Origin of the sequence: Viridibacillus arenosi (assembly GCF_001955655.1) — a bacterium.
Lineage (GTDB): Bacteria > Bacillota > Bacilli > Bacillales_A > Planococcaceae > Viridibacillus > Viridibacillus arenosi.
The window spans coordinates 40313-56644 of sequence record NZ_MSPW01000007.1 but is presented as its reverse complement, the minus strand read 5'-3'; the positions used below and the strand labels follow the sequence as shown (position 1 = coordinate 56644).

Sequence of the window (16332 nt, the reverse complement as noted above, 5' to 3'; positions counted from 1 at the left end):
GAATATCTATAAAAGAAAGGGGAACATTCTTCGTATCTAAATATACTAGTACAGCGCAATTAAGTTGAGTTATGGTCAGATTTCTCATAGGTGAATTAGCAATTGTTTCTGTGAGATAAACAAAGCTCACATTCTTAAGTACACCATCTAATTCAATAGACATTGGATGTGTGGAAAAAACACCCGCATAAATAGCATATCAATTCACCTCGACTTTCAGAGATGTTGAAGAAAAATAATAATGTATCTACTTCGCAAATTCTTCTTAACCTTCACTCCAGAAAAATAACCCTCGTAAGTATTGTTAACCTACGGGGTTATTGTCTTATAATGCTACTCTTTTACAATCTCATCGGCTTCGACCAATTGCTGTCTTATCAACTCTAACTGATCTTTATTTTGTCCCACTGTATCCATATGCTCATGACGTTGTTCTGCATTTAAGAGTGCATTTTCTGCATGGGATATTGAATTGAAAGCATGCTCAACCGCTATCTCCTCTGGGTGTGACATCGCTTGCTTAACTGCACGATCCGCCTTTTGAACAGAGTTGCTTAACAAAGTACTTGGATGATCCTTTTTCCAACTTGTATCCGAGTGCTTAGCCATTGTTCCACATTCCTTTCCAAACATATTGTGATCCAATGCTTAGTATTGTAATATGTTCAGAAAATATGCACTGAGTAAATCTAATGAATACCGATGTAATTTAAATTGAGGTCTTGGCATAGCTTTACTGCAGGTGAGTAATACTAACTTCAACCGTTGATACATCGTCAGAATAAATATTTAAATGAAATACAAAATAATTACTTTAGAAAAAACTTGTTAAACAAATTAGAACCTCATTTACTTATGATACAGTTCTCCGTTATAAATCAATACGAGGTTTTCTTAATTCTTTCATCATAGTTCTTCTACATTTTATTCATCCAGCCCTAGTACTTTATAAATTTTTTTAATTCTTTTTAATTGAGGTGCTGTAAGTTCATTCTCTCTTCGCTTTAACACAGTTAAAAATGCTTCTTTATTATCATTATTAGAAGCTATAAGAGTACTCTCAGCGTGTTGAGGGAGTTCTTTAAATCTGCAAGTTTCTAAATGATGAAGCAGAAAAGGAAAAATTCGTTCATTGTTTTCCTTGCTTGCGGATGCTAACTTTGCTAAAGTTAATACCCCTTTATCAACAGTAATAACGGAGCCAGTTTTCATCGTTGAAAAAATCGTTTCAAGATGCTCCATCATAATCGTAGATGACACTGTTGCAATGGTAGATAATACTGTCATTGCACCCCAAACTAAACGGTTATTTCTACTTTTCAGTAAATTTATAAAGGTTAAAGCGAATTCACTTATAAGCTCTGATTTAACTTCTCCAATTTCATATGCTACTTTAATACAATCTTGTTGAATTCCTTTATCCTTATTAGATAAGTTTTGTATTACTTCTTTTATACCTTCAAGATTATGATCCTTAACTAATTCTTGTGCTAGTTCAATATTTGGTTCTTCATCACGACGTTGTAACTTTGAAGCCAGCTTAGGCACTATCGTCATATTATCCCTCTTTTATGTTGATATCATTCTATTCACATACTATGATATTAATCAGACAATATTATGTATTAAGTTTTACAGTAAACATTGGGACAAAGATTTACATAAAAAAGCAGCAATAAACGATTTTCATTTAAGAAAATCGTTTATTCTAATCTTTTTATCATATTACATAAATTAATTTTATAGATTATTATAAAAAACGCCATTTATAAACCCTCATTTACTTATGATACGGTTCACCGTTGCACCTTTAATGGAGGTTATTTTCAAAATGTTAATTTTCTAATTCTAATGTTAGGTACATATAGTCACCTTTTGACGTAATTTCTCCATTTCTAACCTTTAAATCTTGTTTAAAAAGTGGCCCACTTATAACTGTAGTATGGAACTCTCCTGCTTCACCACAAGGGTCGATACCCCTTTCTTCTAACTCTTTCATATATTCTAAAGTAAGTACACGTCCAAGATCTTCTTCTTTCATTCCTTTTTTCAAATTAACTGTCACTACCTTTGTTACAAATCCTAAATGTATAAACTCCTCTACTACATCTTTATGGCTTTTTTGCCAAAGTGGCATACCAAGTTCAAGCCCTACACTGCTTGTAACTCTTTCATGCCAACAATCTTGTTCTGGTACATCAATATCACCTGTTACAAGCACCTCTGCTCCTAATTCTTTCGCGTCTTTTAGCAGCTTTACAAATACTCCTTCATAACCTTCCCATGTCGCAGCCCCTGTGTAAAGCGGAAGTCTTATAGATTCTGCTTGTGCTTTAAGCACTGATGGAATAAGACTATGTGATCTTGACCTTTCTCCAGTTTCCTCCATCATTACAATAATTCCTATGGCTGTTCCTTCTTGCATAGTTTTATATAATGCTAAAGTACTGTCTTTCCCTCCACTATATGATGCTATAAACTTTTTATTTTTTGCACCATCAATCCATTTTTTCATTTTTCTATCGCTACTACACAAGATATATACAAAAAATAACTTTGAATACCTATTTATCAATATTTTATGAATTATTTTTACTCTGACTATTTATTGTTAGAGATTTTATCTAGTAGCTTCTCCCTTCTTTTTTATATTTATTAAGTCCAAAATTATAACATCGCATACATTTATACATCTATCCTCGAAAATAATTTTATTAACTATTATTAACTGTATCATTAAAAACTCCATATTAAAAAGCAGGGAAACCATTCGTAATTTCCCCACTTTATTGATGTTATTTCAACTGTTATTTTTAATTTTGAATTTTTAAAGAAGACCCGTCGGAATTTTTTATATTGTACGTCCCTACATTAAATTGTCGCTGCTGAGGAAGCGGCTGCATGGTCAGCCTTCACACAATCAATTGCGACAACGAACGCAATAATGATGGCCTCCATCTCCTCATTCAATATTTGAACCTTATAGCTATCTCCCCAAGTGAACCACTCCTTGTTCACTTTACCGATGACTACACCATGCTGTAGGACCTGAAAATCCATATCCCACCAGTTACCATGTATCTCAATGTCTGCTGCATCAATCGTATAGCGTGCTTTAAAGAAAGAAAACTCCTTCTTAATCGTTAACACCTCTCGACCATTTACCTCAACAAAAAACTTCGGTAAAAAGCTGAACACCTTTTTCGTAATAAGCGCGACTTCATCTCTTTTTGTGTTCATAATGGAGAAAGTCTTTGGAATTTGCATAAAACTACCCTCTACGTAATAAACATCCTTCTCCTGCTGATCCTTTACCGTAAATTTGCCACTTAGACTGAATACCTTTTGCTTTATATAAAGTTGCTTCATTCTACACCTCCTTCGAAATAGCATATCAATATAGCGCAGATTTCATCATAGCTGTTAATAATTATAGAAATAGGTTTTTAATATTTAGACTTATAAATTTATTTATTCAGCGCATTATATGTAAATACCTTCTTAACAAAAAAGATATGCAAGTAAAGTAGTTTGCATATCTTGCTAATCTATTCAACTCTACGGTTCTTCGTAACAACACTAAAGCAGAGTTTCACTTTTTCATATACAAGTAAATTTTACAAAAAAAGTAGTTCCTTCAGATCCTGTTTGAATTTCAATTTTTGCGTTATGACGTGCAGCAATGGCATAGCATATGCCCAGTCCTAAGCCAGTGCCATTATCTTTGGTCGTGTAAAATGGAGTACCCATTTTCTCTACTATCGCAGGACTGATACCTTCTCCTTGATCCCGTACTGCAAGAACTACACAATTTCCATCTCCTTTGTAGGTACTGATGGATAAAACCTTACCTGTGCTCATTGCTTCTAAGCCATTACGGTATAGATTTATTATCAATTGTCGTATTTCGTTACGATTTAAAAGTAAATCTGGAATGTCTTTCAGATTAAATTGAATAATTTTGTTTTGATTAAATGTATCTATCTTTATTAAAGGAGTAATATCTCGAATAATAGAATTTAAATCTAACATCTGTAAATCGGATGTCTTTGTATTACCTATAGAAAGAAATTCAGTAATTATAGAATTGGCACGGTCAAGTTCTTCGATCATTACATTAAAGTAATCATTATGTTTTTCGAATTCGCTCTCTTTTATTAATAGCTGCAAAAATCCTCGTACTGTTGTCATGGGATTTCTAATCTCATGGCTAATACCTGCTGCCATCTGACCTATTAAGTCTAGGTTTGATAATCTATTCAGTTCCTTGTCATATTTCTTTTTTTCGGTTATGTTTTTTAAAAGGCAGCAGATTCCCTCATCATACGGGTAAGCAACTACTTCGTACCAATAATCACCATAGGCTGAGGTCATTTCGAAATGTACTGCTATTCGCTCTGACATCGCACGATGAAATTCCTTATACATGACCGTGTCTACACATTTCGGGAAAATTCCCCATATATTCTGGCCTAATACATCTTTTGCCGTTTTCCTTTGCGGCAAATATTGATGTTTATTCATGTAAAGAAATTCCCACTCTTTGTTCAATGCAAAGAATCCATCCGTTATACTTTCAATAACACTTGTAACCTTTTCATTAGCAGTAGCTAATTCCCTTGTTCGCTCTTCCACCATATTTTCAAGTTGGTCCATATATAACAAGTTTGAAAACGTAGGGGCTGTGGCATCGACTATCGATTTTGCTAATTGAATTTGAGATTCATGGTAATTACAAGTTTCCCCTCCTAAATTGACAACTGTTATAACCCCTAATACTTCCCCCATTGAAACCAGTGGAATCATAAGTAGACTCATACTATCTATATTTGGAGTGAGAATTATACTTTTTGTTTTAATAACCTGTTGAATCATAGCTTCGTAGCTTTGGTTCATTCTTATGCTTTTAAGATTCTCCATCCAATTCGCTTCTGTCCAATCACAGTCTTTATTTAACTTCATGAACGTGATTGTGTTTTTCCCCAACGGATCCAGGATGTGGGCTGCACTTTTTTTGCTATCTAAAATCTTTCCTAAGTAGTAAAAACATTTATCAAGACTTTTCTGCACGGAGGAACACATCGATAAATCACGTGTAACATCGAGTAACAACTGCTTTTCTGCAATAAGGTTTTCCTTTTGCTTTAAATTATTTGCGTTTTGAATTGCAACTGCAGCCATATTCACATATGCTTCAACACTTTGAATTTCAGACTCTGTTAAATTCATCGGCGTTCCATAATCAAATAAAAAAACTAAACCAAATATCTCTTGTTCATATGAGATAGGCAGTGCTAATAAGGATTTAATTTTGAAGGCTTCTACCGATCTCGGGTCCGGCCGATTATCCTTTGAGGTATCAGAGATATAGATGGTTTTTTTAGTTTCAATAACTTCTTTGGCCAGTAAGTCTGTTTCAATATCAATTACCTGTGTATCGAGTGTTATGCCATTCATATCTTCTGGCTTTCCTACAAATCCTCTAAATGTGCCATCTTTTTCGGGTAAATAAATACCAACCGAGTTACATTGCACGATTTCCTCGGATATTGCCTGCGTTACACGCTGTAAAACTTCACGTAGTTCTAACTTTGTATTAATTACTTTGGTTATATTCGCGAGCCTAGAATATCTCGTCTGTTCACTTAACATTCACATGTTCTCCAATCAAAGCCTACTAAAATTAAAAGTATAATTTCTAGGTAACAGTCTAGTTCTAGATCATTTTACTATTTTTAATTTTATATCTGTATCCTATTATACATGGAAAACCTATATTACTTATGATACGGTTCACCGTGGTAGCGCTAGCCTGTTTAGATCCGATGATAGGAACGACCATAAGGACTTCTAATAACTTCAATTCGCTTTTGTTAGGTCCTTATATTTTTCCATTGCCAGTCACCTTCAATGGTTCTATCCACTTAACAGACCATTCATATGATACCAATGAATAAGAACTGATTGTTGATTCTGTTTGCATGAGCTACATTTTCCGCACGATTTTTGTTGTCATTTGTTCTCTTTCAGAGGTAATATTTAACATTCGCACCAATACACGTTCACTCTTCAAAAATCTCATCTGTCGATAATGATTTCATATATAAATATACATCATGAAAATATGCTTGATAAATTTCCTCAAAGTCCCTATCTTTTGCCCCCTCACTTATAACTATTGAACTTGTATTCCATTACAAAAATTTTTATTCCATAAAAAATAAACACATTCATTTTATCTGAACATGCCTATCGAATTTTCGTTAACTTATACTAAATACTATGTTCTTCTAACTGATTTAGAAATGAAAGTAACATTTGATTCATAAATCCACTCCATTCCCATTTTATGCTTATACTCAGTTTGGAGAAAAAGGACTGTCCAACAAATTCTTAAATGGAAACAGGTATACTTTTTAGTGAATCACTATTTTTAGTTGGTGATGGATTGTAGTGGAAGACGGCGGCTCCAGCGGGAATAGCATGAGCTGAAGGCCCCGCAGGAGCGAAGCGATGAGGAGACTGAAGCCATGCCCGCGGAACGCGTCCGTCTGAAACGGAAATCAATACATGAATAAAGGAGATCATCTCTCAGTCACTAAATGACTTAAGAGAAATCCCCTTCTAAAACCGCACTTACTTATGATACGGTTCACCCTTCATAATCCTAAAACTTCTATATATCTGTTCTACCAACACTAATTTCATCAACTGATGAGGTAATGTCATTTTACCGAATGATTGCTTTTCGTTTGCGCGCTTCAGAACATCGTCATGTAATCCAAGCGAGCCACCGATGACGAAAGTAATTTTACTTTTACCATATGTCATAAGTGATTCGATGTCTTTGGACATTTCTTCGGATGTTTTCATTTTACCGTTGATAGCAAGAGCGATGACGTGAGTGTCAGGTGAAATTTTAGCTAAAATGCGTTCGCCTTCTTTTTTCTTAACAATTTCCATTTCAGCTTCGCTTAATTGTTCGGGTGCTTTTTCGTCTGGGACTTCAATAAGATCGATTTTTGCATAGGCGCCAAGGCGCTTGACATACTCCTCAATCCCCATCTTTAAGTATTTTTCTTTTAATTTCCCAACGGTAATAATCGCTATATTCACAAGTTATCCACCTTCACATTTAATTTACAAACACGTTATCCACAGAAGTTATACACATATCCACAAGCTACATCAATATCTTGTGTGCGTTCATTCGTTCGCCACAACATATGTTGCTGCCTCTTCACAATAAGTACAACTTGTGGATAACTTTTCTTCCTCTGTCGCCATTTCAAATAACGGAACCTCTTTTTGTTCTGCCACGAACATGTCTAAAGCGTGTCCTATATGCGTTTCACAGCTGTATATTTTCAAAATATTTCATCCTTTCAATTTTCAAAATTTCCGCAAACTTATACACAATTCGGTCAATGTTATCCACAGTCTATTGTAGCAAAGGAAAAGCGAGTAGGAAAGTCGTGTCTTCACGTTTCCTACTCGCCTGTTGATACGTTAGTAATTAATTTCCATTATCCACAAGATTAACTTGTTGGACTATTCGTTAAAGTTAGTTCCTTCTCAATTATTTCCCCACCTCTGTATGCTTTAACTTTTAATTTATCGCCGACCTTTTTTTCATTGTATAAATGTTTTCGAAGATCAATTGAATTGTCTACTTTTTGGCCATCAATTTCAACAATGACATCATATTGTTCTAAACCTGCTTTTTCGGCTGATGAATTTTTAACGACGCTACTAATAACAATACCTTCAGTTATTTCAGCAGGTAATTTTAATGTACGAGTTTGATGGAATGCAGGTACATTTGTTAGATCGATTAATGATACGCCCATTGATGGTCTTTCTACTTTACCTGATTTTTGTAATTCATTGATAACAGGAATTGCTGAGTTAATAGGAATTGCAAATCCTAAACCTTCAACAGTGGATTCCGAAATTTTCATTGAGTTTATGCCTATCACTTCACCTGCAAGGTTTACAAGTGCACCACCACTGTTACCTGGGTTAATAGCTGCATCTGTTTGTAATACCTCTGCTTGCCAATCTGGCTCACCATCAGAGTTTAAATCCACTGGTACTGTACGATCCTTACCCGAAACAACCCCTGTTGTAACAGAACCTGAAAAATCAAGACCTAATGGGTTACCAATTGCAATAACTGTCTCTCCTTGTTTTAAAACCTCAGAGTTACCAAATGTAGCAACTGTGTTAACCTTCTTACTTGAAATTGAAATGACTGCTAAATCTGTCCAAACGTCACTACCGATTAGTTTTGCTTCTGCTTTAGAACCATCTGCTAATGTTACTTCTAATTGTTTTGCGCCTTCAACAACATGATTATTTGTTACAATATACGCTGTGTCACCATCTTTTTTATAGATGACTCCTGAACCACTTCCGGCTTCTTGGGTAGTTGGTTCAGCTTGGCTCCAAAAATCTTGTGCAGATTCTTGGATATTTGTAATACCGACAACCGCTCCTGCAACTTTTTCAACTGCTCCTGTAACATCTGTTGTTACCTCAGTTGTCACTTGCTTCGTTGTGTTATTGCTTGTACCTATGGCTCCCGAACTTCCTGAACCATTTGGTAAACGATCTACCATCGATGGCATCAGCAGCCAAACAAGTAAAGCACCAATAATAACACCAATTAGACCACTAAAAAAATAGCCTGCTCTGCTACTTCGTTTTTTAGAACGACTTCTATCTTCTCCGTTAATGTTATCGTAATATCCCATACGTATCATCCCTCCGTTGTTTACCTGATAGTTATACTATATCTTTCGAAGATTAAAATCAGATGAAAATGGATTAAAAATCAGTTCAAAATTTTTTACTTTATTTTTCATCTTCGTAGCATATATTTCCCTATAAGTGCATAAAAAAACCTCCCTTTTTAAGAGAGGTTAAAATCACTATACTGTTACAACTTTAGTAGGTTCGTCTGCATCGGTATCTAATAACGTAACAAATTCGCCTGGCATAATTCCACATGATTGCAACGTTTGAGATACACTCATACGAGCCAAATCTTTCATATTATTATCTTTACTCAAATGGGAAAGATAAATACGTGTTGGTTTTTGTTCTACAACTTCGCTCATAGCAACAGCAGCATCTTCATTTGATACATGTCCAACATCACTTAGTATACGGCGCTTTGTAGACCAAGGATAACTCCCCATTTGTAGCATACTTACATCATGATTACTTTCAAAAACAAAGGAATCAGCACCCTGGATAATCCCTTTCATTCGATCACTGACATAACCTGTATCCGTAATAACTACAAGTTTACGACCATTTTCATGGAAGGTATAAAACATAGGATCCGCAGCATCATGAGAAACAGCAAATGATTCGACATCTAATGAGCCGAATGATTGTACTGTTTCCATATCAAATTGGAAGCGCTGTTCTAGTGGAATATTGCCAACTTTGTCATCCATTGCAGCCCATGTTTTAGCGTTGGCGTAAACTGGAACATGATATTTACGTGCTAAAACGCCCACGCCTCTTATATGATCAATATGTTCATGCGTTACAAAAATACCGCTTAGTTTTTTTATATCGCGATCAACTTTTGCAAAAAGCTGCTCCATTTTCTTGCCAGTTAGACCTGCATCTACAATAAATGCATGGTCCTCATTTTCTACATAAATAGCATTACCTGTACTACCACTTGCTAATACACTGAACTGCATAGTAAAGACTCCTTATTCACTTTCTACTTCTTTATTGCTATTTAATTCTTTATCATTTTCTATTGCTTGAATATCGATAACTTGACCATCTACCGCATTAACAAAATAATCTGCTTCGTCACCATCCGCAAAATCAACACGGATATGCCATGTTGGCGCAAGAACTTGAGTTTCTATTAAAGGAGCAAATGTATAATAGCCAAGCTGTGGTTTATTAATATTCGAATCTTGCTTTAACAGACCTTTTTCATATAGTACTTTAATTGCTTCACTAGCAGTGAAACCCTTACTTTTCTCACCAAATGCATCTAGTGATTCAAACATCGTTTGTTCATAACCTGTCACTGCTAAGTCTTTATTCCAATGCAATGTTATCCTCGCATTTTCATTAAAATAGATTACGCGATTGTCAATTTGTTGGAAAAAGGTTGCCTCTCTTTTTTCTTCATCTATACGCCAAAGTTTATACGTTTCTCCCTCATACACATACTTTTGCATGAATTCTGCAAAACTCGTGGCATCTTTAATGTTTCTGAGTAATATTGGTTTTTCAAATTTTACAGTCCGCATAGAACCATTAGTCATGTCATAATGCTGATTATCAAATTTCTTGGAGTCAGCAGGTTTAAAGTGCTTGATTTGACCAGATATATACGAAATTTTTTCATTTTTAGCAGGTAGGCCTTTAACCGTAATATTCTCATCCTCTAAGCGCTCTTCTAACGATGCTTCGCCAACTTTTTCAACATCTTGGTCCTCATTGTATCGATTGACATAAAGTGAATAAAGAAAAACGTTTAGTAATGAAAATACAATGATGAAGATTGTTTTCGTTTTACTCCAATCCAATTTGGCCACCTCCCGCAATAACAGGCGATAAATGTTCCCACTTACCATTGATACTATAGAACCACATTGGCTCCAGTGTGAATAAATTTGGATTAGCATTTTTCGTTAAATAAAAACCTGACCGAATTTCCTCAATATCTTCATAGTTAATATCTTTTCTATCCTTTAGTTTCTCTATTGCCTCTGGTCCAGATATTAACTTACCATCATTCCTTACTAAAGGAATAGGAACCGGCTGGTAGTATGGACGATAATACTTCGAGATGCGGTCGTTACCCCAATCCCAATAAGTCGAAATTTCCGTTAAAGTAACTGATCGGTCACTAAAGACTGGCTGATCTTCTAAATACATTTGATAAGTAACCTTCTGATTCCCGTAATCTACTTCACTATACCGGAAGTCGCCAGTCCAGCCACCATGTTCATTAATAAAACTAAATGTATTCAAAATAAGATCTGACTCTAACGCCTTTTCTTTGTTTTCTACTATGGATGTATTAACGAAATTGAGCGTTTTCTTTGTAACATCAATAGTCATTAGTGATTTGTCATCTGTGTACTTTTCTGTGCCAGTTGCTTCATCTGGACTACGTTTCACTATATTAGGATTAGAGAAAAGCGCATTTTTATAGTTATAAACAGGATCTGATTCAATTATATACGTGTATTTAGGAATGCTAATAGCTTTTGCCGGCAAATAGAAACTCTTTGCTCCCTCACGTTCAATTTCAAGATAATTTGCGAAGCTTTTTGCCACTTGTACTACATTAGTCTGGAAGTGTTTTTCACTTTGAACTTTTACTTTAGCTTTATACAATTTATTGTTTTTTGAATTAGCAAAAAAAACAATAAGCTCATTATTAGACATGCTACTATTGTTTAACTTATTCCAATCAATAATCATGCGATTGAATGATGCTTCCGTTAATTTTTTATTCTGTGTGGGTAATAGGTTTTGGAAGAATACAGGGAAAGGTATTTCATCTGTATAAAACAAAGTCATACGATTATTCATACCTATTAATTCATTGAGCTTTTTATCATCTAAATTATTACTTACAAGTGTCAAATCAGAAAGTTCCCAGTTTTTCATTTCACTTAAAATAGGATCCATTTTAGTATTTTCATTTGTGCCTTTCCATTTTTCACTCATATGAAAAAGCATACGATAGGGCTTAATGATATCTGACATTTGACGCTGTTTTCCAATTGAAATATCAAAGACTTTCGTAGTTCCAATTGTTTCATAGTTTGGTTTGTAAGTCCAAATAGAAAATGTAAGTGTAATACTCAAAAAGACAAGGACGAATAGAGCGATAGACTTTGTTTGCTCAACATACTTCAATCCCATTCACCTGCCTCATCTAATTCGTACGGCAATGTGAAGAAGATCGTTGTACCATTCCCCTCTTCACTTTCTGCCCAAATTTTACCACCATGAGCATGAATCATCTCTCTAGAAATTGCTAAGCCGAGGCCAGTGCCCCCCATAGAACGGGCTCTAGCACGGTCTACACGATAAAAACGATCAAAGATACGCTCAACATTTTCTTTCGGTATTCCCATACCATCATCGGAAATCATGACTTTTAAAATTCCTTCTTGTGCTGTTACTCCAAAGCGAATATTACCACCATCTGGCGAATATTTTAATGCATTCGAAATAATATTATCAATGACTTGTGTAATTTTATCAGTATCTAATTCTACATAGCATGGTATATCAGAGATGTGTCGTTGGAATTCTACGTTTTTTGATTTAGACATTTCAAAGCGATCAATAATTCGATCAAAAAATTTATTGAAATCTACGATATCTGCATTTAACTCATATTCTCTACTATCCATACGAGATAATTGTAATAGATCATTTACAAGACGAATCATTCGCTCTGTTTCTGTTTGGGTAACATTTAGAAAAGTAGGCGCGATATTTTCATCTCGCCATGCACCATCCGCTAATGCTTCTAAGTAACTACGCATTGTTGTTAATGGCGTACGAAGTTCATGCGAAACGTTAGATACGAATTCACGGCGCTCCATTTCTATCTTCTCTTGTTCAGTTATATCATGCAGAACTGTAATCAGACCATTTACAAAACCAGTTTCTTTTTGAATAACAGAGAAATTCGCCCGCCAAATATAAGGTCGTTCTGGTGAACTAAAATCTAGATTCACAGCATCTTTCATATGGATTAGATCTTCAAAAGTATATTCTTCTTCTAACCCTAAAACGGAAATAAGTGGGCGTCCCATTAATTCATCGTTTTCACTATTTAAAAGCTGTTGAGCAGGTGTATTGATTAGTATAATACGGCCCTTTCGATCAGTCGCAATTACACCATCTGTCATATTAGCTAGAACGGATGCTAGCTTTCTTCGTTCACCCTCTGTTGTGGATTGCGCTTCCTGAAGCCTATTTGTTAAATGATTAAAGGCTATTGCAAGTTGGCCAATTTCATCATTGCCATAAACGCGTACTTTGCGCGAATAATTTCCTTTAGCCATTGCTTGGGCTTGCTTTCTCATATCTGATATTGGTTTTGTAATTGTTTTTGCGATGAAAATACCAAGTATAACTGTAATGGCTAAGGCAAGTGCTGTACCTCCAGCCAAAATGCGATTAATCTCATTCATCTGTCCAAAAACACTTTCAATATTCGATTTTAAATAAACGGTTCCAATGACCTTACCATTGGAAGTAATAGGCGTCGCTACTAACCATACACGTGTTTTAGTTTGATCATCTAATGCGATTTTTTCTGAACGAGTTGGAGTAGCTATTGATTGGCGCACTAATTTATCCGTCGCACGCTGTCCAACGATGGACTGATTACTCGCATCAGATGTAGCTAAAATCCGATAGCTAGCATTGATAACTTGAATTTCACTTATATCTCCAGAAGATATTCCGCCTAATACCGTTTTCAAGCTTTGCTCCAAGCTAGGATCAGTTTCTGGTCTTTCTTTTAAAAGTTCCTCTTTAACACTAAATGTCACTAGCTTTAAACGGTCGTCAACAGATGTTTTAAAGTTATCTTTTAATGTTTGTTCCAATTCCCGTACGAAGTAGAATCCTATAATTTGCATAGCTATTAAAATTAATAACACGTAAATAAGTACTAGCTTTACGTGAACGGATTTAAAAAAACGGACTTTCTGCATGTATTTTACTCCTGTTCAGGATTTCTTAAGTAATATCCTACGCCACGGCGCGTCACGATCCATGCTGGATGACTTGGATTGTCTTCAATCTTCTCACGTAAGCGGCGGATTGTTACATCCACTGTACGGACATCCCCAAAATAGTCATAGCCCCATACCGTTTGTAATAAATGCTCACGCGTCATAACTTGACCAATATGTTTTGCTAGATAATGTAGTAATTCAAATTCACGATGTGTAAGTTCAATTGCTTCATCGCGTTTTAATACTAGATACGCTTCTGGTTGAATGACAAGCGAGCCAACTACGATATCACTTGAAGTTTCTTCTTGCTCTTCTGTTGCTATAGTTGATTGATGTCGACGCATATTCGCTTTTACACGGGCGATTAATTCGCGTGTACTAAATGGTTTAGTCACATAATCGTCTGCTCCTAATTCTAAACCTAATACTTTATCAATTTCGGAGTCTTTTGCTGTTAACATAATAATAGGTATATCATATTTCTTTCGTACTTCACGGCATACTTCTATGCCATCTCTTTTTGGTAACATGATATCCAGAAGCATTAAATCTGGTTTTATTTCTTCCACTTTCTCAAGTGCTTCATCACCATCATAGGCACAAACAACTTTGTAGCCCTCTTTTATTAAATTAAATTGTAGTATATCTGCAATCGGTTTTTCATCATCTACAACTAAAATTGTCTTGTCCACATTTATACTTCCCTTCATATATGAATTGGATTTATATTGTCAATTAACGTTAGTTTTCGTATATTCCACATCTTTAACTCTATCATGCTTTAGCCTTCAGTGCATCTTTTGGAATTCAAGGTATATTAATATTTCCCCGGGAATAATGTTATTCTTAACCCATTTTACAAAGCATTCTATGTAAAAAAACAGTCCACTTGGATAATGGACTGTAACGTTCTATTTTATTTTAATACATTTAACGGGTTTAGTAATTTTCCATTTTTAGACACTTCGAAATGTAAGTGTACACCTGTTGAATTACCTGTTGTACCCATGACCCCTAATTTTGACCCTTGCGCTACAACTTGTCCAACTTCCACATCAATCGATGCCAAGTGCCCATAGACTGTTTGAAAGCCATTATTATGGTCAATTGTTACCTTATTGCCGTAAGATCCATCCACACCTGCAAATGTGACTTCACCGTTATCAGCTGCTTTAATTGTGAAACCATCTGGTCTAGCAATATCAAGTCCTCGATGTAATTCGCCCCAACGATAGCCCATCTCACTTGAAATGTAGCCACCTTCTGCTGGCCATTCAAAGCTTCCGCTCCCACGTGAAGGTACTTCTTTTGTTCCCTTCACGATTACACGTGTTTCTGCTTCCTTCGTAACAGATTGTGTTGTTACTTTTTCTAAAGCAGGCTCACCATCTATTTCAGTTATTACATGCCTTACTAACTTTTTACCGTCCTCGCCCTTTTGTTTTACTTCTTTTTCACTTGTTAGCATTGTTTTATCTTTTTTAATAATTGTTTTGTGCTCTATTTTCTCAGACTTTATGGATTCTTTTGTTAGTTCGATATTAATCCAAGGCTCCAACTCTGCTACTTTTATGGTATGTCCAATTGTTAGAGATTTTTCATCTGTTAAATTTTCATTGAGTTTCAAAAGCTTAGAAGTTGAAAGTTTATATTTAGCTGCAATACTACTAAGTGTATCACCTTTTTTAACGGTATAAGATTTCTCTTGAAGCTTGCCTTTTGTTAGTAATTTAACAGCTTCCTTTGTAGTTAATACATTAGCTGGATCTGTATACTGAGTCATACCAGCTACTGATTGTTTGATAGAAATATCCACAATACGTGTTTCATTTTTCTTTAATGGTGGTAAAGTTTTATGATTATTTTCCATAGCATCCAATGACTTAAGCTCTTCGGCTGAAACATACTGTAATTTAAGCTGACGAATTGTTTCATCATATGCATCGATGTCTTTGACATAGGTAGCCACTTTACCATCGATAAGTAAGGCAAATGCTGAAGCTTTAATTTTTAAAGCATCGTCTAGCTTTTTTAAAGTATCTTCGTCATTTGTATCCTCTTGGAAAACTTGCTCTGATATAACGGATAAATCTGGTGTAGCATTAAGCGAGAGATCTTCGTATTGGGTGCTAGCCTTTTTCACCTTATCTTCAATATGTTTATCAATCAACTTTTCATTAGATACTGCTCCCATGTATTGATTCTTAATGTATATATGATAAATTTTATGCAATTGATTGTCTTTCTGAGCATTTACATAACCATTATTCAATCCTACTAATGACACGAGGAATATTGCGATAGTTGCTACTTTCATTGCTATTGATTGGCGGTTTCGTTTAGAAAATATGGAGTTCTCACTACCATTCCGATTCAAACGCATGATAAGCTCCTTTCGTTTTTTGATAAAAATCAATTATTATTTACAAGAGTTATGTCGAAATCAAGCCTCTCTAATTTAACATATTCCAATTTCCAATTGAACATATTACACTTGATGTCACTAAAATGTATAATTAACTCCATTTATTTTAAATCTTTTACAAATAAAGGGTTTTAATAGGTATTTTTT

At 35.0% G+C, this 16332-nt stretch carries 14 protein-coding genes; all 14 read right to left on the bottom strand.

Translation table 11 applies throughout. The features are described 5' to 3' along the window. Positions 1-333: 333 nt before the first annotated feature. The gene (locus tag BK137_RS13575; RefSeq protein ID WP_038178842.1) at positions 334-609 is read right to left on the bottom strand and encodes a hypothetical protein; all 276 of its coding nucleotides are present in this window, start codon (positions 607-609) and stop codon (positions 334-336) included. Positions 610-924: 315 nt separating this feature from the next. Then, on the bottom strand, positions 925-1557 hold the full coding sequence (locus tag BK137_RS13570; RefSeq protein ID WP_051448539.1) for a hypothetical protein: 633 nt from the start codon (positions 1555-1557) through the stop codon (positions 925-927). A 277-nt stretch (positions 1558-1834) separates the two neighbouring features. Continuing rightward, the gene (locus BK137_RS13565; RefSeq protein WP_038178839.1) at positions 1835-2515 is read right to left on the bottom strand and encodes a Dph6-related ATP pyrophosphatase; all 681 of its coding nucleotides are present in this window, start codon (positions 2513-2515) and stop codon (positions 1835-1837) included. Positions 2516-2871: 356 nt separating this feature from the next. Next, complete coding sequence (locus BK137_RS13560) at positions 2872-3369, bottom strand: LURP-one-related/scramblase family protein (protein WP_038178837.1); 498 nt, start codon at positions 3367-3369, stop codon at positions 2872-2874. A 231-nt stretch (positions 3370-3600) separates the two neighbouring features. Then, entirely contained in the window at positions 3601-5652 is a 2052-nt protein-coding gene (locus tag BK137_RS13555) for a GAF domain-containing sensor histidine kinase (protein WP_038178835.1), read from the bottom strand. A gap of 984 nt (positions 5653-6636) precedes the next feature. Next, positions 6637-7116 (bottom strand): 23S rRNA (pseudouridine(1915)-N(3))-methyltransferase RlmH, encoded by a 480-nt coding sequence (rlmH, locus tag BK137_RS13550; RefSeq protein ID WP_038178833.1) that lies wholly within the window; start codon positions 7114-7116, stop codon positions 6637-6639. Between the two features lie 90 nt (positions 7117-7206). After that, positions 7207-7371 carry a CxxH/CxxC protein gene (locus BK137_RS13545; protein WP_038178832.1) on the bottom strand — a complete coding sequence of 55 codons (165 nt, stop codon included), beginning with the start codon at positions 7369-7371 and terminating at the stop codon, positions 7207-7209. Between the two features lie 167 nt (positions 7372-7538). Further along, complete coding sequence (locus BK137_RS13540) at positions 7539-8756, bottom strand: S1C family serine protease (protein ID WP_038178830.1); 1218 nt, start codon at positions 8754-8756, stop codon at positions 7539-7541. 177 nt (positions 8757-8933) lie between these two features. Further along, a complete protein-coding gene (locus BK137_RS13535) occupies positions 8934-9722 on the bottom strand; it encodes an MBL fold metallo-hydrolase (protein ID WP_038178828.1) in 789 nt (262 codons plus the stop codon). A gap of 12 nt (positions 9723-9734) precedes the next feature. After that, a complete protein-coding gene (locus BK137_RS13530; RefSeq protein ID WP_038178819.1) occupies positions 9735-10571 on the bottom strand; it encodes a two-component system regulatory protein YycI in 837 nt (278 codons plus the stop codon). Beyond that, positions 10558-11922 (bottom strand): YycH family regulatory protein, encoded by a 1365-nt coding sequence (locus BK137_RS13525; protein WP_038178817.1) that lies wholly within the window; start codon positions 11920-11922, stop codon positions 10558-10560. The genes BK137_RS13530 and BK137_RS13525 overlap by 14 nt, the downstream gene beginning before the upstream one ends. Then, on the bottom strand, positions 11913-13736 hold the full coding sequence (gene walK, locus BK137_RS13520; protein ID WP_038178815.1) for a cell wall metabolism sensor histidine kinase WalK: 1824 nt from the start codon (positions 13734-13736) through the stop codon (positions 11913-11915). Before walK ends, BK137_RS13525 begins: the two co-directional genes overlap by 10 nt. 5 nt (positions 13737-13741) lie before the next feature. Further along, a complete protein-coding gene (gene yycF, locus BK137_RS13515) occupies positions 13742-14452 on the bottom strand; it encodes a response regulator YycF (RefSeq protein ID WP_038178813.1) in 711 nt (236 codons plus the stop codon). A 224-nt stretch (positions 14453-14676) separates the two neighbouring features. Next, a complete protein-coding gene (locus tag BK137_RS13510) occupies positions 14677-16143 on the bottom strand; it encodes a peptidoglycan DD-metalloendopeptidase family protein (protein ID WP_038178811.1) in 1467 nt (488 codons plus the stop codon). Between the last annotated feature and the right edge of the window lie 189 nt (positions 16144-16332).